The 22,671-nt window shown below is 51.8% G+C and carries 24 protein-coding genes; 14 read left to right on the top strand and 10 right to left on the bottom strand.

The annotated features are described in order from the left end of the window. Positions 1-10 precede the first annotated feature (10 nt). From ACJJI7_RS06380 to ACJJI7_RS06400, 5 genes are all read left to right on the top strand, one after another. Entirely contained in the window at positions 11-1,255 is a 1,245-nt protein-coding gene (locus ACJJI7_RS06380) for a sterol desaturase family protein (protein ID WP_444902444.1), read from the top strand. 230 nt (positions 1,256-1,485) lie between these two features. After that, on the top strand, positions 1,486-2,106 hold the full coding sequence (gene gmk / locus ACJJI7_RS06385) for a guanylate kinase (RefSeq protein ID WP_020413966.1): 621 nt from the start codon (positions 1,486-1,488) through the stop codon (positions 2,104-2,106). A 101-nt stretch (positions 2,107-2,207) separates the two neighbouring features. Then, on the top strand, positions 2,208-2,471 hold the full coding sequence (rpoZ, locus tag ACJJI7_RS06390; RefSeq protein WP_020413965.1) for a DNA-directed RNA polymerase subunit omega: 264 nt from the start codon (positions 2,208-2,210) through the stop codon (positions 2,469-2,471). Between the two features lie 54 nt (positions 2,472-2,525). Next, positions 2,526-4,643, top strand: a complete 2,118-nt coding sequence (gene spoT / locus ACJJI7_RS06395) for a bifunctional GTP diphosphokinase/guanosine-3',5'-bis pyrophosphate 3'-pyrophosphohydrolase (RefSeq protein ID WP_020413964.1) — start codon at positions 2,526-2,528, stop codon at positions 4,641-4,643. A 133-nt stretch (positions 4,644-4,776) separates the two neighbouring features. Beyond that, complete coding sequence (locus ACJJI7_RS06400) at positions 4,777-5,160, top strand: RidA family protein (RefSeq protein WP_020413963.1); 384 nt, start codon at positions 4,777-4,779, stop codon at positions 5,158-5,160. 46 nt (positions 5,161-5,206) lie between these two features. Here ACJJI7_RS06400 and ACJJI7_RS06405 read toward each other — a convergent pair whose 3' ends face one another. Together ACJJI7_RS06405 and ACJJI7_RS06410 are read right to left on the bottom strand one after the other, a co-directional pair. Further along, the gene (locus ACJJI7_RS06405; protein WP_444902443.1) at positions 5,207-6,091 is read right to left on the bottom strand and encodes an NAD-dependent epimerase/dehydratase family protein; all 885 of its coding nucleotides are present in this window, start codon (positions 6,089-6,091) and stop codon (positions 5,207-5,209) included. A 232-nt stretch (positions 6,092-6,323) separates the two neighbouring features. Further along, a complete protein-coding gene (locus ACJJI7_RS06410) occupies positions 6,324-6,584 on the bottom strand; it encodes a GlsB/YeaQ/YmgE family stress response membrane protein (protein ID WP_020413961.1) in 261 nt (86 codons plus the stop codon). A gap of 201 nt (positions 6,585-6,785) precedes the next feature. On the opposite strand from ACJJI7_RS06410, the gene ACJJI7_RS06415 reads away from it, so the two are divergent. Together ACJJI7_RS06415 and recG are read left to right on the top strand one after the other, a co-directional pair. Continuing rightward, on the top strand, positions 6,786-7,706 hold the full coding sequence (locus ACJJI7_RS06415; RefSeq protein WP_353375870.1) for a hydrogen peroxide-inducible genes activator: 921 nt from the start codon (positions 6,786-6,788) through the stop codon (positions 7,704-7,706). Continuing rightward, positions 7,685-9,787, top strand: a complete 2,103-nt coding sequence (recG, locus tag ACJJI7_RS06420) for an ATP-dependent DNA helicase RecG (RefSeq protein ID WP_282952080.1) — start codon at positions 7,685-7,687, stop codon at positions 9,785-9,787. Before ACJJI7_RS06415 ends, recG begins: the two co-directional genes overlap by 22 nt. 11 nt (positions 9,788-9,798) lie before the next feature. Here recG and ACJJI7_RS06425 read toward each other — a convergent pair whose 3' ends face one another. Beyond that, a complete protein-coding gene (locus ACJJI7_RS06425) occupies positions 9,799-11,118 on the bottom strand; it encodes a dicarboxylate/amino acid:cation symporter (protein ID WP_020413958.1) in 1,320 nt (439 codons plus the stop codon). Positions 11,119-11,244: 126 nt separating this feature from the next. On the opposite strand from ACJJI7_RS06425, the gene ACJJI7_RS06430 reads away from it, so the two are divergent. The 4 genes from ACJJI7_RS06430 (at position 11,245) to phoR (ending at position 15,035) form a co-directional block, all read left to right on the top strand. Next, the gene (locus ACJJI7_RS06430; RefSeq protein WP_282952079.1) at positions 11,245-11,859 is read left to right on the top strand and encodes a chorismate--pyruvate lyase family protein; all 615 of its coding nucleotides are present in this window, start codon (positions 11,245-11,247) and stop codon (positions 11,857-11,859) included. Positions 11,860-11,916: 57 nt separating this feature from the next. After that, on the top strand, positions 11,917-12,759 hold the full coding sequence (ubiA, locus tag ACJJI7_RS06435) for a 4-hydroxybenzoate octaprenyltransferase (protein ID WP_444902622.1): 843 nt from the start codon (positions 11,917-11,919) through the stop codon (positions 12,757-12,759). Positions 12,760-12,868: 109 nt separating this feature from the next. Then, positions 12,869-13,573, top strand: a complete 705-nt coding sequence (gene phoB, locus ACJJI7_RS06440) for a phosphate regulon transcriptional regulator PhoB (protein WP_020413955.1) — start codon at positions 12,869-12,871, stop codon at positions 13,571-13,573. A 136-nt stretch (positions 13,574-13,709) separates the two neighbouring features. Then, a complete protein-coding gene (gene phoR / locus ACJJI7_RS06445; protein ID WP_282952078.1) occupies positions 13,710-15,035 on the top strand; it encodes a phosphate regulon sensor histidine kinase PhoR in 1,326 nt (441 codons plus the stop codon). A gap of 35 nt (positions 15,036-15,070) precedes the next feature. Here phoR and ACJJI7_RS06450 read toward each other — a convergent pair whose 3' ends face one another. From ACJJI7_RS06450 to ACJJI7_RS06465, 4 genes are all read right to left on the bottom strand, one after another. After that, positions 15,071-15,430 carry a hypothetical protein gene (locus tag ACJJI7_RS06450; protein ID WP_020413953.1) on the bottom strand — a complete coding sequence of 120 codons (360 nt, stop codon included), beginning with the start codon at positions 15,428-15,430 and terminating at the stop codon, positions 15,071-15,073. Between the two features lie 2 nt (positions 15,431-15,432). Beyond that, complete coding sequence (locus ACJJI7_RS06455; RefSeq protein ID WP_282952077.1) at positions 15,433-16,044, bottom strand: DUF938 domain-containing protein; 612 nt, start codon at positions 16,042-16,044, stop codon at positions 15,433-15,435. Continuing rightward, the gene (yaaA, locus tag ACJJI7_RS06460; protein WP_282952076.1) at positions 16,041-16,817 is read right to left on the bottom strand and encodes a peroxide stress protein YaaA; all 777 of its coding nucleotides are present in this window, start codon (positions 16,815-16,817) and stop codon (positions 16,041-16,043) included. The genes ACJJI7_RS06455 and yaaA overlap by 4 nt, the downstream gene beginning before the upstream one ends. A gap of 150 nt (positions 16,818-16,967) precedes the next feature. Beyond that, a complete protein-coding gene (locus tag ACJJI7_RS06465) occupies positions 16,968-17,447 on the bottom strand; it encodes a DUF4265 domain-containing protein (RefSeq protein WP_020413950.1) in 480 nt (159 codons plus the stop codon). A 69-nt stretch (positions 17,448-17,516) separates the two neighbouring features. Between ACJJI7_RS06465 and ACJJI7_RS06470 the strand changes: the two genes are divergently transcribed. Further along, complete coding sequence (locus ACJJI7_RS06470; protein ID WP_020413949.1) at positions 17,517-18,803, top strand: M48 family metalloprotease; 1,287 nt, start codon at positions 17,517-17,519, stop codon at positions 18,801-18,803. 81 nt (positions 18,804-18,884) lie between these two features. Here ACJJI7_RS06470 and ACJJI7_RS06475 read toward each other — a convergent pair whose 3' ends face one another. From ACJJI7_RS06475 to ACJJI7_RS06485, 3 genes are all read right to left on the bottom strand, one after another. After that, entirely contained in the window at positions 18,885-19,730 is an 846-nt protein-coding gene (locus tag ACJJI7_RS06475) for a putative porin (RefSeq protein WP_444902442.1), read from the bottom strand. Positions 19,731-20,312: 582 nt separating this feature from the next. Then, on the bottom strand, positions 20,313-21,116 hold the full coding sequence (locus ACJJI7_RS06480; RefSeq protein ID WP_282952074.1) for a putative porin: 804 nt from the start codon (positions 21,114-21,116) through the stop codon (positions 20,313-20,315). 292 nt (positions 21,117-21,408) lie between these two features. Then, positions 21,409-21,723 carry an antibiotic biosynthesis monooxygenase family protein gene (locus ACJJI7_RS06485; protein ID WP_282952073.1) on the bottom strand — a complete coding sequence of 105 codons (315 nt, stop codon included), beginning with the start codon at positions 21,721-21,723 and terminating at the stop codon, positions 21,409-21,411. Positions 21,724-21,976: 253 nt separating this feature from the next. Between ACJJI7_RS06485 and ACJJI7_RS06490 the strand changes: the two genes are divergently transcribed. Beyond that, a complete protein-coding gene (locus ACJJI7_RS06490; protein WP_475717117.1) occupies positions 21,977-22,303 on the top strand; it encodes a hypothetical protein in 327 nt (108 codons plus the stop codon). A gap of 42 nt (positions 22,304-22,345) precedes the next feature. Further along, the gene (locus ACJJI7_RS06495) at positions 22,346-22,657 is read left to right on the top strand and encodes a hypothetical protein (RefSeq protein WP_444902441.1); all 312 of its coding nucleotides are present in this window, start codon (positions 22,346-22,348) and stop codon (positions 22,655-22,657) included. Positions 22,658-22,671 lie beyond the last annotated feature (14 nt).

The following is a 22,671-nucleotide window of genomic DNA, read 5'->3' on the forward strand; positions in this document are numbered from 1 at the left end:
AGAGGTCGCCGTGAGTCTGATTACCTACGCTATCCCCTTTTTCCTGTTCGCCATTCTGGCAGAGCTTGCCCTGGACCGCTGGAGAGGTTGGGGGGTCTACCGCCTTAACGACACCCTGGGCAATCTCAGCACCGGCATCCTTAGCAGAATCCTGGGACTGACTTACAAAAGCCTTTTCCTGATTATCTATATCCCTCTGTTCCAACTACTACAACCTTACTACCAAGCAATGGGTTTCGACTGGTCCATCAGTAACGGCTGGCACCTGCTAATCGCCGTAATCGCCTACGATTTCTGTTATTACTGGAAGCATCGCATCTGCCATGAAATCAATGTGTTTTGGGCCGAACATCTGGTGCATCATCAAAGTGAGGACTACAACCTGAGTACCGCCCTACGCCAGTCCAGTGGCGGGCTGCAATTGGATTGGGTTTTCTATCTACCACTATTGCTTATCGGCTTGCCGGCGGAAATGGTGATCGTTGCCGGTGCACTGGATCTGATTTATCAGTTCTGGGTACACACGCAAAAGATTCCCAAAGTCCGCTGGATGGAATGGCTGTTTATAACCCCCTCCAATCATCGTGTGCACCATGCGCAAAACAAGGTCTATGTGGATAAAAACTACGGCGGCATCCTGATTCTGTGGGACCGGCTGTTTGGCACTTATCAAGAAGAGCTTGAGCATGAGCCCTGTATTTACGGTGTGCGCAAAGCGCTTAACACCTTCGACCCTCTTGCAGCTAACCTTCAGCACCTGAAACGCATGGCTAAGGACGCCTGGTATACAAAGAGCTGGTGGGACAAGCTCACCCTCTGGTTCCGCCGCACCGGTTACAGGCCCGCCGACGCCGAGGCGGCTATGCCTGTACCCTCCACCAACCTGGCACATTTTCAGCGCTACGACCCACCTATTCGCCGTGCCCGCCGAGTGTATGCGCTGGCCCAGCACCTATGTTACTCCGCCGCAACCCTGGCCTTACTCTGGTATTACGAATCGCTGAACTTTGCCTATCTAATCTCGGTAGTTGCCCTGCTGGTTTTCAGCCTGGTTATCAACGGCCGCATTCTCGATGGCCACCACTGGGTGAAATATCTGGAACCCCTGCGCTTGGCGCTCCTGGTTGCACTATTACCGTTGCTAAATACCCAATTTGTCCCACTTTTTATGGCCTATATTTCTGTCAGCGCGCTGATGTGGTGGTGGTTGGCAATCACTGACAAAGAGGATAAAGTCGCTGTCGTTAGCGATTAGCAACAAGGGGCAACCTCAGTCGCATGATGTTGGTGGTGATTGAGCAAACTCCTGCTGGGCGATCCCGGCCGGTCTCAGGGGTGCAGTCTGTAGCGCACTTCTGGAACTCCCAACACATACCCCCAACTCCGGCCGGGGTTTAGCCTCCCATGCATACCCCGCCGTTTGAGACAGCGCGAATCTAACCGCTTCGGTTATAATGCACGCTTTGCCTTCGAATAGGATCAGTTGTGCCTACAGGAACTCTCTATACCGTATCTGCACCCTCGGGTGCGGGGAAGACCAGTCTGGTAAAGGCGCTGGTGGACAACGACACCCAAGTCACCGTCTCCATTTCCCATACCACCCGTGCCATGCGCCCCGGTGAGGTCAACGGTGTCGACTACCACTTTATCGAGCGCAAAGAGTTTCTGGCAATGCTCGAAGAAAATGCCTTCCTCGAGCACGCCCAGGTATATGGAGACAACTACTACGGCACAGCCAAAGGCAGTATTGAAGAAGTTCTCAACAGTGGCCGCGATGTGATCCTGGAGATCGACTGGCAGGGGGCCGCCCAGGTACGGCGTCTGCTTCCAGATACGGTGGGCATATTTATTCTGCCTCCCTCTCAGGAGGCATTGCGCCAGCGCCTCACCGGGCGCGGCCAGGATGACCAGGCTGTTATAGAACGGCGCATGGACCAGGCCATCGATGAGATGACACATTATGTCGAAGCAGATTACCTGGTGATTAACGATAATTTCGACCAGGCCCTGATGGAGCTAAGTTGCATTATCACAGCCCAGCGCCAGCGCCTCGGGCAACAACAGCTGCGCCATGGCGAGCTATTAAAGGCATTGCTGCGCCATTGAGCCGATTGATCGAATTGCGTACACTCCGCGGTCCGGTAAAATAACCGGTCCTCCCGAACAGAATTTGCCCTTATGGGCACAGTGAATGGAACCGAAAGTTTATGGCACGTATCACAGTTGAAGATTGCCTCGAGCACGTCGACAACCGCTTCGAACTCGTTATCGTGGGCAGCAAGCGCGCCCGCCAGATTGCTACTGGCGGCCAGGATCCCATGGTTCCAGAAGAGAATGATAAACCCACAGTAATCGCCCTGCGGGAGATCGAGGAAGGCCTGGTAGATGCCAGCATCCTCGACCAGCCGGATCGCGAAGAAGCCCCGGCCCCCATGGTGGCCCCGGCCTACCTATCAGACCAGGAAATCTGATCCTGGCCTGTTCGAACTGGAAGTCTATGAGTTATACGAGAGGCGCGCGCGGCATTGCACACCATCGATAGTCTGGCCCACCGCCTCTCTTCATACCTGCCCCCCGATCAGATCCAGATAGTCCGTCGCGCCTACTTCTATGCGGAGCAGGCCCACGACGGCCAGCAGCGTCGCTCCGGCGAGCCCTATGTAACTCACCCACTGGCGGTGGCTACCATCCTTGCGGGCATGCATATGGATCACGAGAGCCTGGCCGCGGCCATGCTGCACGACGTGATTGAGGATACCGGGATTCCAAAGGCAGCTCTGGCTGAGCAGTTTGGCAGCGAGGTGGCCGATATTGTCGACGGCGTCTCCAAACTGACCCAGTTTGAAACTGACAGTGCGGCAGAAAAGCAGGCAGAGAACTTCCAGAAGATGGCCCTGGCCATGGCGCGTGATATCCGCGTAATCCTGGTCAAACTCGCTGACCGACTGCATAACATGCGTACGCTGGGCGCGCTAAAACCGCAAAAACGCGCACGCATCGCCCGGGAGACCCTCGAAATCTACGCCCCTATCGCCCATCGCCTGGGCATGAATGATGTGCGTATCGAGTTTGAGGACCGCGCCTTCTTCGCAATCTATCCACTGCGCGCCAGCCGGTTACGCGCCGCCCTTGTAGCCGCGCGCGGCAATCGCAAGGAGCTGTTAGAACAAATCCAGAATGCTATCGAGTTGCGCCTGCAGCGAGAGGGGATCAGCTCTCTGGTCATTGGCCGCGAGAAACATCTATACAGCATCTATCAGAAGATGCGCGCCAAGAAGAAGTCATTTAAGGAAATCATGGATGTCTACGCCTTCCGCATTATCGTGGATAGCGTGGATACCTGTTACCGGGTTTTAGGTGTGATGCACAGCCTGTATAAGCCGGTCATTTCCGAATTTAAAGACTACGTCGCCATCCCCAAATCCAATGGCTACCAATCACTGCACACCGTTTTGCTCGGCATGCATGGGGTACCAATCGAGGTACAGGTTCGTACCAAGGAAATGGATGAGATGGCCAATAGTGGCATTGCTGCCCACTGGTTGTACAAAGCTTCCGGCGATGAAGTGATTAATACCGGCGGCACCAGCCAAGTGCGCGCGCGCCGCTGGGTGCAGGGCCTGCTGGAAATGCAGCAACGCGCTGGTGACTCGTTGGAGTTTATTGAAAACGTTAAAATCGATCTGTTCCCCGATGAGGTGTACGTATTCACCCCCAAAGGTCAGATTGTCGACCTGCCAGCCGGTGCCACTGCCGTGGATTTCGCCTACTCGGTGCATACGGATATCGGCAACTCCTGTGTAGCGGTGCGTATTAATCAGCGCCTGGCACCGCTATCGCAACCCCTCGAAAGTGGTCAGAGAGTGGAAATCCTCACCCGTAAAAGTGCCCAACCAAATCCCAACTGGCTCAATTTTGTCGTCACTGCCAAGGCGCGCAGTGCAATTCGGCACTTCCTAAAGCACCAGCGTCACCACGACTCTATTGCCCTGGGACGACGCCTGCTGGAAAAGGCTCTGGGAAAATTCGACACGCGCCTGGAGGAACTCACTCCGGAACAATTGGAACGGGGCCTACAGGAAGCCAAGTGCGCGACACTGGACAAGTTGCTCGAAGAGATAGGCCTGGGCAATAAGGTCGCCTTCTCCGCCGCAAAGCTACTGGCACCAGCCCACAGTGAAGAGGCGGAAACCGGCAATATTTCTTCACCACTGACGATCGATGCCCAGGAGGGCATGATGATCAGTTTTGCACGCTGCTGTCGCCCGATTCCCGGGGATACCATCCTGGGTCATATCAGCTCCGGAAAAGGCGTTGTGGTACACCGCGATACCTGCCGCAACACCAGTGAGTTCCGTGAACACCCAGAAAACCTGATGCTGGTGAACTGGTCTCCCGACGTAACTGGAGAATTCCTCGGTGATGTTCGCGTGGAGGTTGAATCGGAGCGAGGTATTATTGCGCGTCTAGCCACCCGCATTACCGAGGAGGGGGCCAGCATTGAACAAATCAATGTGGATGAAAAAGATGCGCACAATAGCGTGATCTCCCTGACGCTGGAAGTGAGTGGGCGCGTGCATCTGGCAAGGGTGATGAAACGACTGCGCAACCTGCCATCAGTAATCCGTATCTCCCGCCCCTAAGGCGCTTATCAGCTCATTATTTACTGCCACTTAGCAATGCAATGATGGCTGTCAGTAACGCTGACATTTGCCATCAAAGCACGTTATATTTAGCCGCTTTCCGTAAATACCAATAAGTAATGGAGTGCCCCGCATGCCCAACCGCGCAATTATCAAAACTGACAAGGCTCCAGCTGCAGCTGGTACCTATTCACAAGCGGTGAAGGTTAACAACACGGTTTACCTATCCGGGCAGATAGGGCTGGACCCAAAAAATCAGCAGATGGTTTCAGGCAGCTTCGCCGATGAAGCACGCCAGGTATTTCGCAACCTGAGTGCCGTGTGTGAAGCGGCAGATGGCTCACTCAATCATATTGTGAAGCTGAACTTGTTCATCACCGACAGCGGTAATTTTGCTGCGGTCAATGAAATCATGGCTGAATTTTTCCAGGAGCCTTATCCAGCACGGGCCACTGTAGTCGTCAAAGAGCTCCCACTGGGGGCCCAGTTTGAAGCCGAAGGCGTAATGGTGCCCTGATTTTCTACAATGCAAAATAAAGCCGGGCCAATCGCCCGGCTCATCTCTACCCTTCCGCTTCAAGAAGGGCGCTATAGCCCACTTTATAATCCGGATACTTCAGCTCGTAGCCGCTGGCCAGCATTCGCTGATTACTGAGCTTCTTAGATCGACGCTCACTGGTTTGCACTATCTCGCGCAAATGGGCACTGGTATAGCCCATCGCCTTCACCAGCCACTGCTGCAACTCATACATGGGCACCGGCTTGCTATCGGCACCAATATATAAGTTTTCTGGGGACCAGCCCTGTTTATGTCTCTCAATTAGATGCAATAAAAAGCCAATGCAGTCATCCACATGGATGCGATTGCTGTACTGTGGAGGTTGCGGAGGGGCACAGCGTCCGGCACGTACCTGGGAAAGCAGGCGGTCACGGCCCGGCCCATAAATACCGGCAAAACGCACTATGCAAGTGCCGGGCATCGCCGAGCGGATGATATCCTCCGCAGCCAGCAGAGCCTCTCCCTGAAAACCACTGGGGACAGGGGGAGTCTGTTCATCGATAAAATCATCGCCGCTCTGACCGTAAACACGGGTGGAAGATACCCAAAGCACCAGGCGCGGAGGTTTAGGCAGGTGCGGGATCGCCTCGGCGAGAGCCCGAGCAGTCTCTACATAAGCACGCTGGTATCCATTAGGTGTGTGTTCGTCGGGGGTAAATGTGGCGAGTATGATATCGGCACCATCTGCCAGCAGGCGCTCAATGTCACCGGCCTTTGTGGCATCTCCCCTGCGCCAGTTAACAACATCGGCGCGGCGCTTACTCGCCAAAGCCACCAGTGGGTTACGACGCATTCCGAAAACGCTGTATTTCTTCCGGTCGATATTCAGCGCGAGGCGCGCCCCAAGGTCACCACACCCAAGGATCCAAAGCTTTTCTTGTTGTGTCATATAGTTCTCGGCGGAGGGTGCCAAGTGCCGCACCAACCGTCATATTCCCTTAATTTTTATGCTGTTGAGTCCTGTTGGAGAAACATAAGATCCTCTGCAACACAGATCCTTCTCACCCGATCACTCCGGGCCCTCCAAAATTAACCCGCAAACGATTGCGATACCACCATCCATGGATACCGAAGCGGGGCAGCTTATGCCCCACAAATCAAACTGCCGCTCTGGTTTTGAACTAGTTACCGCGCCGCTTGAGTAAACGGTATACAGCGAGAAAGATTATCGCACCAATGGTCGCTGTTATTATGTCGCCAAATCCGAAACCGGTCACGGGTCCGCCGAAACCAATTAAGGCACCGAGCCAGCCTCCGATAAACGCACCGATAATGCCGATGACCATAGTCACTATCCAGCCACCAGGGTCTTTGCCTGGCATGATCCACTTGGCCAATGCGCCGGCAATAAGTCCGAGAATGATCCAGGATAGAACTCCCATGACGTTTCTCCGTTCGGTATGCCCCCATAAGATATAGCAAAATTTTGCGCCTCAATCCCCTATCGACGTCCACAATTGGTAAATTTTTCCAACTTTCAGTCTCCAGGCAGAAGGCTAGGGGCAGGGTGAGACACAGTATTGGCGAGCAGCTATTATTTATGAATAATAGCTATCACCTGAGACCATTTAATTGTCTTTACCATGACCCTCAATGAATTGCGTTATATAGTCACCCTCGCCCAGGAACAGCATTTCGGCCGTGCCGCCGAGCGCTGTTTCGTGAGCCAGCCGACCCTGTCCATTGCAGTGAAAAAACTGGAAAAGGAATTGGGTGTTGCGCTGTTTGAGCGCTCCAAGACCCGGGTACAGGCGACACCACTAGGAGAGCGAATTGTCGCCCAGGCCCAACTTGTGCTCGAACAGTCTGCGGCAATCAAAGATATCGCCAGCGCCGGTAAGGACCAGCTTTCCAGCCCTCTCTCTGTCGGAGCAATCTTTACCATTGGCCCCTACTTGTTCCCACACTTCATTCCCCAGTTGCAACACCTGGCCCCAGATATGCCTCTGTATGTGGAGGAGGGGTATACTGCCACTCTGCGCCAGCGTTTACGCAAAGGCGAACTCGACGCAATTATTATCGCGCTGCCGTTTACCGAGCCTGATGTCGTGACACAGCCCCTCTACGATGAACCTTTTGTGGTGCTGATGCCATCCGGTCACCCTCTCACCCAGTTTGAGACTATCGACCCGGAACAATTGACTGATGACAATGTACTTTTACTAGGTGAGGGACACTGTTTCCGCGATCAGGTACTAGAGGCCTGCCCACACCTCCAGTTGACCATGGAAAAAGATAACGGTGGCGGCATCCGCACCGCCGCCGATGGAAGCTCATTGGAAACCTTGCGCCATATGGTGGCTTCGGGGCTGGGCATCACGGTACTGCCCCTGTCTGCAGCTACAGCTTCACAATATGCGAGCGGCCTGCTGGAGACCCGCCCATTTGTTGCACCGGGGCCTCGTCGCACCGTCGCCCTGGCCTGGCGCGCCAGCTTCCCACGCCACCGCGCCATTGATATCCTACGAGAGGCTATCAGCCAGTGTCATCTGATCGAGCCCTAACCAGCCTCTCAGAACAACCTATTACCGCTCTCAAGGGGGTAGGGGATAAGTTTGCCCAGGTGCTGGCCAAACTGCATATTTACTCCTTGCAGGACCTACTGTTCCACCTGCCACTGCGCTATCAGGACCGCACCCGCATAGTGCCGGTTGCGGGGCTCACCGCTGGTATGGATGCAGTCATCGAAGGTGAGGTAACAGCAGCTGATATCGTCTTCGGCCGGCGGCGCAGCCTGGTTGTGAAATTGCAGGATATGAGTGGCAGTATCACCCTGCGCTTTTTCCATTTTTCTGCAGCACAGAAAAACCGCTTTGCCCGCGGCGTACGCCTGCGCTGCTTCGGCGAGGCCCGTCGCGGCGCTGCTGGGCTAGAACTCTACCACCCGGAAACCGAGGTTGTTGGCAGCGAGAATTCTGCCACAGAAGAAACCCTCACCCCGGTTTATCCATTGACCGAGGGTGTTAGCCAGGGACGCATGCGCGGGCTGATGCAGCAAGCCGTGATGCTCTTGAGAAGTGGGGCCGTCACCGAGTTACTCCCCACAGAGTTATTACCCAAGGCACTGCGTTACCCTTTGAGGGATGCCCTGATTTACCTGCATTCACCTCCTGCTGGTACCCAGCTGGAGCAGCTCGGCGCTGGTATACACCCTGCACAGCAACGCTTGGCGTTGGAGGAATTACTCGCTCATCACTTAAGCCTGTTGGAGCTGCGGCGTAATAGCACCAGAGTTGCAGCTCCGCCGCTATCTGTAAATGAGTCCCTGGAGAGGGATTTTCTCTCGCGTTTACCATTTTCACTCACCGGCGCACAGCAGCGGGTATGCGGGGAAATCGCCGAGGATCTCGCCCGGGACGCCCCTATGATGCGCCTGCTGCAGGGGGATGTCGGTGCAGGCAAGACTCTGGTGGCGGCCATGGCAGCACTAAAGGGCATAGGCGTCGGCGCCCAGGTGGCCGTAATGGCACCCACTGAAATCCTCGCGGAACAGCACAGGATTAACTTCTGCAACTGGCTCGACCCTCTCGGCGTACAAGTTGCCCAGCTCACCGGCAGCCTGAAAGCCGCTGAGCGACGCGAGCAGCTGGCTAAAGTAGCCAGTGGTGATGCCCAACTGGTGGTGGGAACTCATGCACTTTTCCAAGCGGAAGTGGTTTTCCACAACCTGGTTCTGGTTATTATCGATGAGCAGCACCGCTTCGGCGTACGCCAGCGCTTGGAGCTTCGTGAAAAGGGCGCAGCCAGCGGTGCCACTGGCCGGCTGCAACCGCACCAATTGATCATGACTGCGACTCCAATTCCTCGCACCTTGGCTATGTCGGCCTTTGCCGACTTGGATTGTTCCGTCATTGATGAATTGCCGCCGGGGCGGCAACCCATAAACACGGTAGCTATTTCCAATGATCGCCGAGACCAGGTAATGGAGCGCGTGCACAGCGCCATTGCCGAAGGCCGTCAGGCCTACTGGGTCTGCACCCTGATTGAAGAGTCCGAGAGCCTGCAAGCTCAGGCAGCAGAGTCCACTGCACAGGAGCTGGCGGAAACGCTGGATGGCGTACGCGTGGCCCTGGTGCACGGTCGTCTCAAGCCAGAGCAAAAAGAGCAGGTGATGAGCGCTTTTAAGGCGGGTGAAGTGGACCTGCTGGTAGCGACCACTGTGATTGAGGTGGGGGTGGATGTGCCCAATGCCAGCCTTATGATTATCGAAAACCCTGAGCGGCTCGGTCTGGCCCAGCTGCACCAGCTGCGCGGTCGCGTGGGACGCGGCTCCATCGCCAGTCATTGTGTGCTGCTCTACGGTACTCCTTTATCGCAAAATGGGCGTGCACGCCTACAGGCACTGCGTCAACATAGCGATGGCTTTGCTATTGCGGAGGAAGACCTGCGACTGCGTGGCCCCGGGGAGATTCTCGGCACACGCCAGACCGGTGAAATCCAGCACCGCATCGCCGATTTGCAGAGAGATGCAGAACTGTTACCCCAGGTGCAGAGGATCGCTGCATCCCCAACGCTAAATCAGGAAATGCGATGCCAGCTGATAAAACGCTGGCTGCAAAACAAGCCCCGTTTTGCCGAGGCTTGATGAAAGGCGCCTCAGTGGGCGCCAACAGTATTTTGATTATCGTTGATGCTTACACTCTTGTAGTTGGCATCGTAGTAAGTCTCTTCATCGAGAGCCCCTTCGCTCTTCGCCACCACACTACTTACCACCGCATCACCGGTAATATTCACCGCAGTACGCACCATATCCAGCAGACGATCGACACCGATCACAATAGCAATGCCTTCTAGCGGCAGACCCACCTGCTGCAGCACCATACCGAGCATAATCAGACCCACACCGGGTACACCGGCAGTGCCAATAGAGGCCAGGGTGGCAGTAAGAATCACTGTAAGATAACCGGTCAGGCCAATCTCCACACCGAAGAACTGGGCAATAAAGACCGTAGCCACCCCCTGCATAATCGCAGTGCCGTCCATATTGATAGTGGCACCCAAGGGAATAGTGAAAGCGGCAACCTTGTTATCTACGCCCAGGCGTTTCTCCACTGTAGATAGGGTCACAGGAATAGTGGCTGCGGAGGAGGCAGTACTGAAAGCGAAGACCATGGTGGACCACATTTTCTTGAGTAACTCCAACGGATTGAGGCCACTCAACATCTTCAAAAGCAGCGAGTAAGTCCCCAAGGCATGTAGCAGCAGGGCACCTAGTACAACCAGGAAGTACTTGCCTAACTGCAAGAGCCCTCCAAACCCCAAGTCAGCAAAAGTTTTTGCCAAAAGGGCAAAAACTCCATAGGGGGCAAACACCATCAGCACACCCACCATGCGCAATACGACAGCATTCATATCATTAAAGAAAGCAGCGATGCGCTGGCCCGGCTCGCCACAGCGGGAAATCGCATAGCCCATCAGCAGGGCGAACACGATAATCTGCAGCATATTACCTTCAGCCATTGCGGCTACTGGGTTAGTGGGGAAAATATTTACCAGCACTTCGGAAAGGGGTGGGGATTCCTTTGGCTGATAAGCCGCGGTGGCCTCTGCCGCGGTTTCACTCACACCGACCCCAGGCTGGAATATCAGTGCCAAACAAAGGGCCAGAGTAATAGCGATGGCTGTGGTCAGCATATAGAGCAGAACAGTTTTACCCGCCAATGGGCCAATACGGCTGCCTTCCGATAAAGCACAGGCACCACTAATCAGGGAAACCAGCACCAGCGGCACCACCATCAGCTTCAGTGAGGCAATAAATATACGGCCGATGATGTCAAAAAGACCCTCGGTCAGGTAAAGGTTAATGGCGCTGGTAACACCCTCGCCGAGCAGCTGGCTCATATTCAGGAAATTGAACAGGCACCCCAAAAGAATGCCCGCAATCATCCCCACAAGAATTTTGGTCGTAAGCCCCATAACAAGCTTCTCTTTATGGATTCGTTATAGATTCGTTGTTTTCGTCAAAGAGGGCACTATATCCACTGGCGACTCAGGGAGCAAAAATGCAACAGGGTGAGGCCAGCCGCCAACAGGCGAGGTACAATGCCATTTTTCCAGACTGCGGAGTTATCGTTGCACCAATCCCCATTTGTACCCACCGGCGATTGGCGTGGGCAGCCCCTAGAGCCAACACTCCCAGAGCCTCCCGAGTCACTGTTGCCCTGGCTGGAATATTCGGGCTCGCTGACGGCGGCTTTGAAGCAGCAGAGCGGCGAGGATTTTCGTGTACAGGTCCTCTTCCAGGGCTGGCAAACACCCCTTGCTGAGGAGTGTCGCGCACTAAAACTGCGTGAGCACAGTCGCGCCCTGGTGCGGGAGGTTTTACTGTATGGCTGCGGCCAGCCCTGGGTATACGCCCGCAGCGTATTGCCGATGCGCAGCCTACAAGGCAAGTCCCGCAATTTGCGCAGCCTGGACGACCGCCCATTAGGGGAGTTACTTTTCAGCGAGCCAGGTATTCGCCGTGGTGATATTCAATTTAATCGCCTGCAGCGAAATCCGAATTTCCAGCTGGAGACCCTGTGCAATGAGAATAAGAACGCCTGGGGTCGCCGCTCTACTTTCTGGCTTCGGGACAAGCCCCTGCTGGTAGCAGAGACATTTCTCTCAAGTTTCCAGCCAGAGACCTCACCTTTAGCCGCCGCAGTCACTAACTAGATACTGGGAGAGTCCACCGTGATCAGCCAACAGATTGCCACCCGCTGGCCCGCAATCATGCCCTACTGGCAGCTGGCTCGCATGGATAAACCCATCGGCTCTCTGTTGCTGTTATGGCCCACTTGGGCAGCACTATGGCTGGCTGCGGATGGCTGGCCGGGACTGCACCTGTTCTCCGTATTCACACTTGGAGTGATCCTGATGCGCGCAGCCGGTTGTGCAGTAAACGATTTTGCTGATCGTGAGATCGACGGCAAAGTAAAGCGCACTGCTGGGCGCCCCCTGGCTACTGGCAGTATCACTCCAAAAGAAGCACTTGGACTTTTTGCCGGACTCAGCCTGTTGGCCTTCGCGCTGGTACTGACAACCAACCAACTGACTATTCTTCTTTCCTTACCCGCTCTGGCACTAGCTTTCTGCTATCCCTTTGCCAAGCGTCACACCCATCTGCCCCAAGTGGTACTGGGTGCTGCCTTCAGCATGGGCATTCCCATGGCCTTCGCCGCAGTAACTGGCAAAGTCCCACCACAAGTCTGGCTCCTCTATGTTGCCAACTTGCTGTGGACCCTGTGTTACGACACTTTCTACGCCATGGTGGACCGGGATGACGATCTGAAGATTGGGGTTAAATCCACAGCAATCCTTTTTGGAGAGATGGACAAAGTCATGACTGCCGCCCTGCAGCTACTGGTATTGATGGCACTGCTGCTCATCGGCCAACGCTTTAGCCTCGGGGGCATTTACTACGTTTCCCTTATCGTTGTGGCCTCATTGTTTGCCTACCAGCAATGGCTGGTTCGCGAACGGGGGAGAGAAGCCTGTTTTCGTGCGTTTCTCAACAACAATTGGGTAGGGTTGGCGTTATTTACCGGAATTTTTCTGCATTATCTGTTTAATTAACTGCTGACTGGGAACCGGACAGCAGCCGTCATATATTTGTCATATTAATCTCGTTTAATCCCCAGCCATAACCGGGAAAACCTGGAAGCTGAGCGGGAATGGCAGGCAAATGCACAGTAAAACGATTCTGATTGTCGATGACGAGGCCGCAGTACGCGACATGCTGCGGATAGCGCTGGAGATGGCAGATTACCGCTGCCTCGAAGCCGAGAACGCCCAGGAGGCCCACGCCCTGATTATCGATGAAAAGCCGGACCTGATCCTGCTCGACTGGATGCTGCCGGATGTCTCCGGTGTCGAGCTGGCCAGGCGCCTCAAGCGCGATGAACTGACCGCTTCAGTGCCCATCATCATGCTCACGGCAAAAGGCGAAGAAGATAATAAAATCAAGGGGTTAGAGACAGGCGCCGACGACTATATCACTAAGCCCTTCTCCCCCCGCGAACTGGTTGCACGCCTCAAGGCTGTGTTGCGGCGTGCAGGCCCGGCCACACCGGAAGACCCATTGAGTGCCGGCAACCTGGTGCTGGACCCTCTCAGTCACAGGGTGACTATCAAGGGACAGCCTGTAGATATGGGCCCCACCGAATTTCGCCTGCTGACCTTTTTCCTATCGCACCAAGAGCGAGCCTACACACGTACCCAATTGCTGGACCATGTCTGGGGCGGCAACGTATATGTGGAAGAGCGCACTGTGGACGTGCATATCCGTCGCCTGCGCAAAGCCCTGACAGTGGATGGTCATGACCGATATATCCAGACAGTACGCGGAACAGGCTATCGATTTTCTGTGCAAACTGTCGAAAAAGTGTGACAATCCCCACAGATCGGCACTGACTTCCACGGGAACCAATGGTCACACTTCAGAACTATGGGTTTCCAAGATGTATTGACCGTGAAGGGCTGCCAGGCAGAGCCCTTTCGCATCCGTCAGGTAACACGGCAACGCTATGTTGGATCGCAGTATTGGCGAGTTTTCGCGTTTTGTAATTATCGCTCTGGGCTGCACCATTCTCGGTTTCACCTCAGGCAACTGGTCGCTCGCCCTAATTGCGGGCCTGGCCGCCTACCTTCTATCTGTATTGTGGCAACAACAGCGCTTCAACCGCTGGCTGGCCAATGGCCGGCGCGGACCCGCTCCCACCTCTTTCGGTATCTGGGGCGAAATCTACGATGACTTCTATCGTATGCAACGCCGTCATCGCCGTGAGAAACAAAAGCTGCACGCTATGTTGCGGCGGGTACAGGACAGTACCAGCGCTCTGCGTGAGGGCATAGTTGCTCTCGAGAATGGTGACCATTTGGCTTGGTGGAACCCCGCTGCCGGTGAGCTACTCGGCCTGCAGGCCAGTGACAGCGGACAATCCCTGGTCAATTTTGTCCGTGACCCCAACTTTGTCAGCTACATGCACAGCGAGGATACCGACTCGCGCGAGCCTCTGACCCTTCCCGCCCCAGGCAATGAAGCACTGCACCTGCAGCTGGAGGTTACCCGCTATGGAAAAGATGAGGCACTGGTTATCGTTCGCGATATCACCCGCTTGCACAACCTGGAGCAGATGCGCCGCGATTTTGTTGCCAATGTCTCCCACGAACTACGCACCCCACTGACAGTCATTGCCGGCTACCTGGAAACCTTGCAAGGCAGTGATATGGCACCACCCGCGTGGCAGCGTCCACTGGCACAGATGGAGGAGCAGGCCGCACGCATGACCACACTGGTCAACGACCTGTTGCTTCTGGCACGCCTGGAGACCTCTGAGCGCACTGGCGGCGACATGCTGATAGATGTGCAGGAACTGATGGAGCGAGTAGCGCGGGAAGCACGCAGCTTTAGTGGTGGTCGCCACCAGATAGAGGTGGAAAACGAAATCCCCAGCTGCATTCGCGGTGATGCTAGCGAGCTACACAGCGCCTTTGCCAACTTGGTGCTGAATGCGGTGAAGTACAGCCCTGATGAAGGGGCCATCAAGCTTCGCTGGTGGCAGGACAACTGGGGCGGTCACTTCAGTGTGGAGGATCGAGGCATAGGTATTGACCCTTTACATATCCCGCGCCTTACTGAACGCTTTTATCGGGTCGACCCCGGTCGCTCGCGAGACAGCGGCGGCACAGGCCTGGGACTGGCTATCGTGAAGCACGTTCTGATACGCCACGGCGGTGAAATGAGTGTTGAAAGTACTCCCACACAAGGCAGCACTTTCACTTTGCACTTCCCTGTCAAAAAAGTGGTTAGCAAAGTAGAGCAAGGTCCTGAGGTGACAGTGGGCGCTTAAACACCGCCCCACTCCTTACCCAGATAAAGCCGGGGTTAATCAAACTCCTCCAGCCTTACCTTTTCACCATTTTTTGTATAGGTGCTCTCGTCCTCATCATTAACCGGTGTACTCTCCCTGCTCAGGATCAGGTGGTGCAATTGCAAATCCCCATCACGCAGCAACAGGTGCTCATTGCCCTCATCGTCCGTAGGCAGGGGCCGGGAACCCAGTAAAGCATCGCGCAAGGCGCGCAGGCGAGGCACATCCTTATAGCGGTTCAGGTCATTAGAAAGGCGCGTCTTCATACGCTCACTTTCGTGCAAGGCAGCAGCAGTCTCACGATACTTGGCAAAAAAATACACAGCGCCAATTGCAAAGGCCACAATTACCGTTACTTCAAACCACGCAGGCATACTTACTCCTTATTATCGTTTTTACGCCAGACAACCAGTTGATTATTGGCTGGCAGGAAACTTAGCTCTTCGCGCCGCATATCCGCATCTGCAGCGAGCTGATCCAACCATTCCAGGTCACGGATACCACTGGCTGGGTTGCGCTCCTTGAGCCAGAGATCAAAATCGGCATTGCTTGGCCCGATAAAAGCCCCATCAATTTTCACAGGACCGTAGACAACCAGCTGACCACCGGACTCCAAGACCGAGGGGAGCTTGTGGAAAAAGCGCTCTACCGATTCTCTCGACATGATATGCAGGGTATTGGCGGTAAAGACCACGTCTGCACTGAGCTCTGGCCAGTCGCTATCGACATCCAGGGCAAGAGGCTTTAGCAGGTTTTGCGCGGGCTGCTTCTCCAACCAGGCGCAAACTCCCGGTAACATCTCCGCACGTTCAGAAGTCTGCCAGGTTAATTGGGGCAACTGAGGAGCAAAGTAGACCGCATGCTGCCCGGTACCACTTCCAACTTCCAGCACTTGCCGGCTATCAGCCAGCAGGCGTCGTAATTGTTTAAGGATGGGATCACGGTTACGCGCGCAGGAGGGAGCATCCGGTAGGGCCTGCTCGCTCATTGCGCTTCGTCCCGGGTAAATACCCAATCGTGTTCACTGGACATTTCAGGGCTGTATTCATACCCCCCGACATCAAAGCCCTTCAGCTCTTCTGCCTTTTTTACCCGCTGGTCGATAGCCCAACGACTCATCATGCCCCGCGCCTTCTTAGCGAAGAAACTGATCATTTTGTACTGGCCATTTTTCAGGTCCTTGAAGTGTGGGGTAATCACTTCGGCATCGAGTGCCCTGGGCCTGATCGACTTGAAGTACTCGTTTGAGGCCAAGTTAACTAACTCACGGCTCTTGAGGCTATGCAACTGCTCATTGAGAGCCCCGGTGGTTTTCTCTCCCCAAAATTCATACAGGTTCTTACCACGGGAATTCTCAAACTTGGTGCCCATCTCCAAACGGTAAGGCTGCATCAAGTCCAGTGGGCGCAGGATACCGTAGAGCCCCGACAACATACGCAGATGTTTTTGCGCATAGCTGAAATCGCGCTTGCCCATAGACTCTGCATCAAGACCGGTATAAACATCGCCTTTAAAAGCGAGCAGCGCCGCTCGTGCATTCGTAGCAGTAAAAGGCCGCTTCCAGGATTGGAACCGATCGTAATTCAGGATGCCCAGCTTATCGGAAATTTTCATCAGGCTGGAAATCTGCTGCGGGCTGAGTTTACGCAGCTCTTTGATCAATGCTGCAGACTCCTTGAGAAACTCCGGCTGGGTGGTTTCCAATTCGGGAATTTCACTCTCATAATCCAGCGTTTTCGCGGGAGAAATCACTATTAACATCGGATACCTTACTTTCCTCTGCCTAACCATCGCTGTTAGCGACGTTCCAAACCAATTGCGAATCTAGGGCATACCTGAAATTTTGCCCGGCTCTCTTAGCATAATGCGGCAGTAAATATTGCTACTACCCTTGATTTACCCCGGCCGTGACTATTCTGGCTTTAGAATATCCTGCCACCAATTCAAGGGGGTCTGGCCATCCTTGGGATCATACACGTTGCCGTAATACCAGACACTGTTGGCCCCATCGCAGACACTATTCAGGATCTTTTCAATTTTTTCGAACCCGCAGCTGACATGAATGCTGTATACCAGCATACGCGGAACTTCCAGATCCAATTCGCCTCCAAGTTTTTCCAATTGGGGGGTTAATTTATCCGAAAGCTCTGCGCTATCACCGCGACAAAATACTCGGATTGACAAATTACCAGAGCGTTTTACCAGCTCAAACTGCTGGGTATCTTTATCTACCTTGATACTATCGCCGCTGGCGATGCCCTTTATAAAAGCGGGGGAACGTACCAGCTGACAGCTACTGTCTTCATTAATACGCACCTGCAGGCGTTCTACCACCGGCTCGCCATCAGGGTTCGTGCCCGCAAACAACTCGATTACCTGTAGTGCTGTCATAACCTCTCTTCCCGGACTGTGTACAATGGGTGATCGCTAAATACTCAGCATTATACAGGGAGGCAGGCAATGATCTCGCGCAACCAGACTTTCTTCGCGACTGCGGCATTTGTAACAACCTCAATTCTCAGTGGTTGCGTTGTCAACCCCGTAACCGGAGAACAACAATTCTCCCTGATCTCAACCCAGCAGGAACTGAGCCTGGGGCAGCAACAGTACCCTAAAAACCAGCAGCAACAAGGTGGGCAATACACCATAGACCCCAGCTTGCAGGATTATGTGAACAGGGTGGGACAAAAACTGGCTAGAGTTTCGGACCAGCCCCAACTGCCCTATGAGTTCGTCGTGCTCAACAATTCCGTGCCCAATGCCTGGGCCCTACCCGGCGGTAAAATCGCCGTTAACCGTGGCTTGCTGGTGCTGCTGGACGATGAAGCTGAGTTGGCCGCTGTGTTAGGGCACGAAATTGTTCACGCCGCTGCGCGGCATTCAGCTACAGCCATGTCCCAGCAACAGGTGCTGGGCGCAGGGCTTGCTGTCCTGGGCGCAGCGGCAAAAGACACCGCCTATGCAGACCTCATCTCTACCGGCAGCCAGCTTGGTGGCTCAGCCTATATCGCACGCTATGGTCGCGGCAATGAGCTGGAGTCTGATGAATACGGCATGAAATATATGGCTGCTGCCGGCTATGACCCCCAAGGAGCAGTTCGCCTGCAGCGTAAATTTGTTGAGCTCTCCAAGGGGCGCCAGACCAACGGACTGGAAGCACTATTTGCCAGCCATCCCCCATCACAATCCCGTGTTAACGCAAATATTGAGCACAGTAAAGCACTGGCAAAAGGGGGCATTAGCAACCGTGGTGCCTACCAAAAAGCGATTAGCCAGCTTAAACGCGATGCCGATGCCTACAAAAATTATGATGAGGCATTGAAGGCAGCAGGTAACAAGCAATATGACAATGCCCTAAACCTCGTGCGTAAAGCGCAAAAACAACAGCCCAAGGAAGCAGCTTTCTTCGCACTGGAAGGTGACCTGCTTGCGCAAAAAAAACAGTACGCCAGCGCCCACAAAGCTTATGATCGTGCTGTACAAAAAAACCCAGCCCTATTTTCCCATTGGCTGAAACGTGGAATGGTCAGTGCACAACTTAAGGACTATACATCGGCTGAAAGAGACCTAAACCGCTCTCTTCGCTACCTGGATACGGCTTACGCACATTACTATCTGGGTGAAGTCTATGAGAAGCAAGGCAATGTACAAACTGCTTTTCAGCATTACCAGACTGCGTCTCAAGCAGGAGGAGAAATTGCATCGAAAGCTCAGGCAAGAATGCAGGGGCTGACAAATAGAGGATAGTTTAATTGTAATTTAAAATATCCGGCACTATAAAATCTATAAAAAGGGCTATCTCATATAGCCCTTTTTACTTTCTTTCACTCAGAATTGTACAGTCACACCTAGTTCAAATTTCTTTACATCCACATCTGGATTCAAGGCCTTTGCATAGATATCATTTCCAAAACTGGAATGCTTGAAAACATTCTCTAAAATAGTGCTATAAGAAGCGTCCACAGCTATATTACGATTAAAAAAGTGAGAAAACCCTAACTTGTAATCATTATTTCTATCGTAATCAATTCCAAATGAAGTATTCTGTGTAAAGTAGTAATCTGTGCCCACTTTCCAATAATTATCTCCACCATCTATATTGAGGTAGCTAAAATCTGCAGCTAAATATTTATTATCACCTAAACCTACAAAATATTTAGAAGAAAACAGCTGCCAATCAAAAAGTTCATCAGCAACGAACCCAAACCCAATATAATCAGTACTATTTAGCTGATAATTGTAGCGCGCCTCAACATAAGTGTCGCCTTCAGTATTATATAACTTCATCAGAAAATCTGGAGTAAACAAGTATCCCAAAGCTATAGTATTGAAACTATTTTCCGTAAAATCTGTTAAGTTAGCGCTAACTAAAAAACCATTTTCAGCAAAATACTCACCAGCGAAAGCAAAGTTATCATTGTTCCAATCTCCAATATTTCGATGGTAATATGCCGCTGATATATTGCTAGATTTATTGATAAATTCAAATTCTTTTAGCGGGCCAAGAGTATCCTTCCCAGAAAAATAATAGGTTGTTTCCACAGAAAAATCATCGCCACTTCCACTGTCAAAATCTAGATTAGAATAGCCTGCAGTAGTAATTGATTTGTACTCTTCAGCTGAAGCAACAGCCGAGAAAAATACCAGTAAAAAAGCCGAAACCCTAAGTTTCATTTAAATCTCCTTCTTATTAGCTATTTTCAAATATATGGCGCCAAATAGGACTCCTCCTCCAGGAAAAAATTCAAATTAAAGTAAAAAATCCAATAATCAAATAAAATCAATTTTCTTGAGCGCCAAAAAGAGCTGAATTACACTTAGAATTCAAATAAGTTCCCATCGATAGCAAATAAATATTATGCAGCAACCCTAGCTGGGAAAATATTCAATTACCTTTTCAAGGTATAGATAAATACTGCAAACCAATAAGATTACTGAGCAAGTATAACGAAATATTCAAGCTTCATTTTAATAGCTTAAAACTTAAGACTGTTATCAACAAATTAATATCGAATACAAAAAATCTATGGATTTGGAGTCTTAATACAACTAATAAATTACTCGAAACTCTTATTGCAATTTGTAGCAGACCTTCATATTAACCTGGATAATGCATGTTGATAGTAAGGTAGCATTTAGAGGGATTTTAAATATTATCAGTTGATCGAAAATCTAGAAGGGTTAGTGCGGATAGATAGAATAATATAAATCCAGAAATAAAAGGGCTATCTTAGATAGCCCTTTTATGAGTCCAAATTATAGCTGCACAGTCAGCCCTAATTGGTATGTATCGTAATCTAAATCACTATCAGTGTTGGTAACATAAGCCGCTTCAACAGCAAAGTTGCGGTTGAAGAAGTGGTTCACCCCCAACTTGTATGTATCATACTCATCGAAAGAGAAGCCGATAGAAGTGCGCTGAGTAAAGAAGTACTCTGTGCCCAGAGCCCAGTAATCATCAGCCTCATCAAAGTTCGTATAAGTCAACTCTGCGGTCAGGTATTGTTCACCACCCAAGTGAGTAAAGTACTTGGAAGACAGTGAGCGAGTATCAAACTCTTCATCAACAAATAGATTAAAACCGATGTAATCAGTAGAGTTTAACTGATGATTGTAGCGAGCATCTACTGAAAACTCATTGTCGCTATCATCATCAACATGATTCAAAGTCAGCAAAAAATCAGGGGAAAATAGATATCCAATAGATTGATAATCTACATTATTTTCCCAAAGGTCAATAATTCCTGCACCAACAACAAAGCCGCCAGACGTAAAGTACTCACCACCTACTGAGAAAGTATCGGAGTCAAAACTTCTGATATTGTAATGAGAAAATCCTGCGGAAAAATTACTGACTTTATTAATATATTCAAATTCTTTTAGTGGGCCGAGGGTTTCTTTACCCCCAAAATAGTAAATTGTCTCAAAATCAAAATGGTCTGCATCTGCAGAACCAAACTCTGTATCAGCGTAACTAGCTTTGGTGAATGAATTGTATTCCTCAGCACCAGCAGTAGCCGCGAGAAGCATCAGGGGAAGAGCTGCGAGCTTGAATCTCATATCAAAATCCTTCGTTAACGTTGGGATCCAAATTGGGCAGCGGATTGTAACAAAAGTTTTTTAGTTCGCAACAACAGCAAATTACAAAAAGTCAGTTAACTATTTTTTTGCGACAAGCTGAATAAAACAGGTGGTTGAATTGACTGGAACAAAAAGATAAAAATACTTGTAATGCAGCGTAATAACTAATTGGAAAAACAAATCACAAAAAACAATATAATTTTATATTTTTTTAATTCTTATCAGCCACACTTGCTTTATTCAGCTTACATTCAGTTTGGATTCACTAATATTAATCCAGGCTAAAATTAACAACCCATTGCGGATCTTCAAATTCACCCAATGAACGAATTTCGACGAAGGGGGCAACACTACGAATGATTTTTTCGATCTCCACTGAATGCTGTGCCTGCATTGCATCCCTGTCTTCCTTACAACGCCAAGTGGCAACAGCAAGCAATTTTCTTGGATCATCAATCTTGCGGTGAAGTTCCGTTCCCATAGCGCCGGGATATTGCTGAATTATCCTGGACGCCCGTACCCAGGCCTCAGCATATTCCTCAGCACTGAACCCCTCTTTGATCTGAACTTCGAAAATATATTTCATCACTTCCTCTCAGGACGCCCGAGCTGGAAAAACCTGCAATAAAAAAAGGCCGCTTAATGCGACCTTTATAGCGGACTGGAAGTTCAAGTCTTCCGCAAATTTTTTTCATGGCCGTGGCGAATATCCGCACCTTCCACCAAATAAACTACCTGCTCGCGAAATACTGCGCGGGTCTTCCATCACATAGGTAAGAGGCTCAGCCTATATCGCGCGCTACGGTCGCGGCAATGAATTACAGTCCGATGAATATGGGATGAAATATATGGCCGCTGCCGGCTATGATCCCCAGGGGGTGGTTCGCCTGCAGCGTAAGTTTGTCGAGCTCTCCAACAGCCGCCAAACCAATGGTCTTGAAGCACTCTTCGCCAGCCATCCCCCTTCGCAATCCCGTGTCAGTGCCAATATTGAACACAGTAAATCACTACCCAAGGGCGTCACCAATCGAGATGCCTATCAAAAGGCTATAGCCCAGTTAAAGCGCGATGCCGATGCCTACAGAAATTATGATGATGCGATGAAGGCGGCGAGCAAAAAGCAGTATGACAGCAGGCTAACTTTGGTTCGCAAGGCACAAAAGTAACAACCCAAGGAGGCTGCTTTCTTCGCCCAGGAAGGCGACCTGTTGGCGCAGAAAAAACAATACTCGAACGCCCATAAAGCCTACGACCCTGCAGTGCAGAAAAACCCGGCCCTATTTTCTCACTGGCTTAAACGCGGAATGGCGAGTACACAGCTCAAGGACTACACATCCGCCGAGCGAGACTTAAGCCGCTACCTTCGCTACCTGGATACCGCCTATGTACATTACTATCTGGGTGAAGTCTATGAGAAGCAGGGCAAGGCTAGGCACGGGATGCATTTAAGCATTATCAAAGGAGGAGAAATTGGCACTAAGACGCAGGCAAAAATACTGGCGCTGACAGGAAAAGGTTAAAACTAGGAACAAAA

The sequence above is a fragment of the Microbulbifer variabilis genome, from assembly GCF_056232115.1.

Excerpts from the sequence above, each read along its gene's own strand:
- rpoZ (WP_020413965.1), top strand. The coding sequence starts at position 2,208 with ATGGCACGTATCACAGTTGAAGATTGCCTCGAGCACGTCGACAACCGC.
- ACJJI7_RS06400 (WP_020413963.1), top strand. The coding sequence starts at position 4,777 with ATGCCCAACCGCGCAATTATCAAAACTGACAAGGCTCCAGCTGCAGCT.
- ACJJI7_RS06405 (WP_444902443.1), bottom strand. The coding sequence starts at position 6,091 with ATGACACAACAAGAAAAGCTTTGGATCCTTGGGTGTGGTGACCTTGGG.
- ACJJI7_RS06410 (WP_020413961.1), bottom strand. The coding sequence starts at position 6,584 with ATGGGAGTTCTATCCTGGATCATTCTCGGACTTATTGCCGGCGCATTG.
- ACJJI7_RS06415 (WP_353375870.1), top strand. The coding sequence starts at position 6,786 with ATGACCCTCAATGAATTGCGTTATATAGTCACCCTCGCCCAGGAACAG.
- ACJJI7_RS06425 (WP_020413958.1), bottom strand. The coding sequence starts at position 11,118 with ATGGGGCTTACGACCAAAATTCTTGTGGGGATGATTGCGGGCATTCTT.
- ACJJI7_RS06430 (WP_282952079.1), top strand. The coding sequence starts at position 11,245 with ATGCCATTTTTCCAGACTGCGGAGTTATCGTTGCACCAATCCCCATTT.
- ubiA (WP_444902622.1), top strand. The coding sequence starts at position 11,917 with ATGCCCTACTGGCAGCTGGCTCGCATGGATAAACCCATCGGCTCTCTG.
- phoB (WP_020413955.1), top strand. The coding sequence starts at position 12,869 with ATGCACAGTAAAACGATTCTGATTGTCGATGACGAGGCCGCAGTACGC.
- phoR (WP_282952078.1), top strand. The coding sequence starts at position 13,710 with ATGTTGGATCGCAGTATTGGCGAGTTTTCGCGTTTTGTAATTATCGCT.
- ACJJI7_RS06450 (WP_020413953.1), bottom strand. The coding sequence starts at position 15,430 with ATGCCTGCGTGGTTTGAAGTAACGGTAATTGTGGCCTTTGCAATTGGC.
- ACJJI7_RS06455 (WP_282952077.1), bottom strand. The coding sequence starts at position 16,044 with ATGAGCGAGCAGGCCCTACCGGATGCTCCCTCCTGCGCGCGTAACCGT.
- yaaA (WP_282952076.1), bottom strand. The coding sequence starts at position 16,817 with ATGTTAATAGTGATTTCTCCCGCGAAAACGCTGGATTATGAGAGTGAA.
- ACJJI7_RS06465 (WP_020413950.1), bottom strand. The coding sequence starts at position 17,447 with ATGACAGCACTACAGGTAATCGAGTTGTTTGCGGGCACGAACCCTGAT.
- ACJJI7_RS06470 (WP_020413949.1), top strand. The coding sequence starts at position 17,517 with ATGATCTCGCGCAACCAGACTTTCTTCGCGACTGCGGCATTTGTAACA.
- ACJJI7_RS06475 (WP_444902442.1), bottom strand. The coding sequence starts at position 19,730 with ATGAAACTTAGGGTTTCGGCTTTTTTACTGGTATTTTTCTCGGCTGTT.
- ACJJI7_RS06480 (WP_282952074.1), bottom strand. The coding sequence starts at position 21,116 with ATGAGATTCAAGCTCGCAGCTCTTCCCCTGATGCTTCTCGCGGCTACT.
- ACJJI7_RS06485 (WP_282952073.1), bottom strand. The coding sequence starts at position 21,723 with ATGAAATATATTTTCGAAGTTCAGATCAAAGAGGGGTTCAGTGCTGAG.
- ACJJI7_RS06490 (WP_475717117.1), top strand. The coding sequence starts at position 21,977 with ATGAAATATATGGCCGCTGCCGGCTATGATCCCCAGGGGGTGGTTCGC.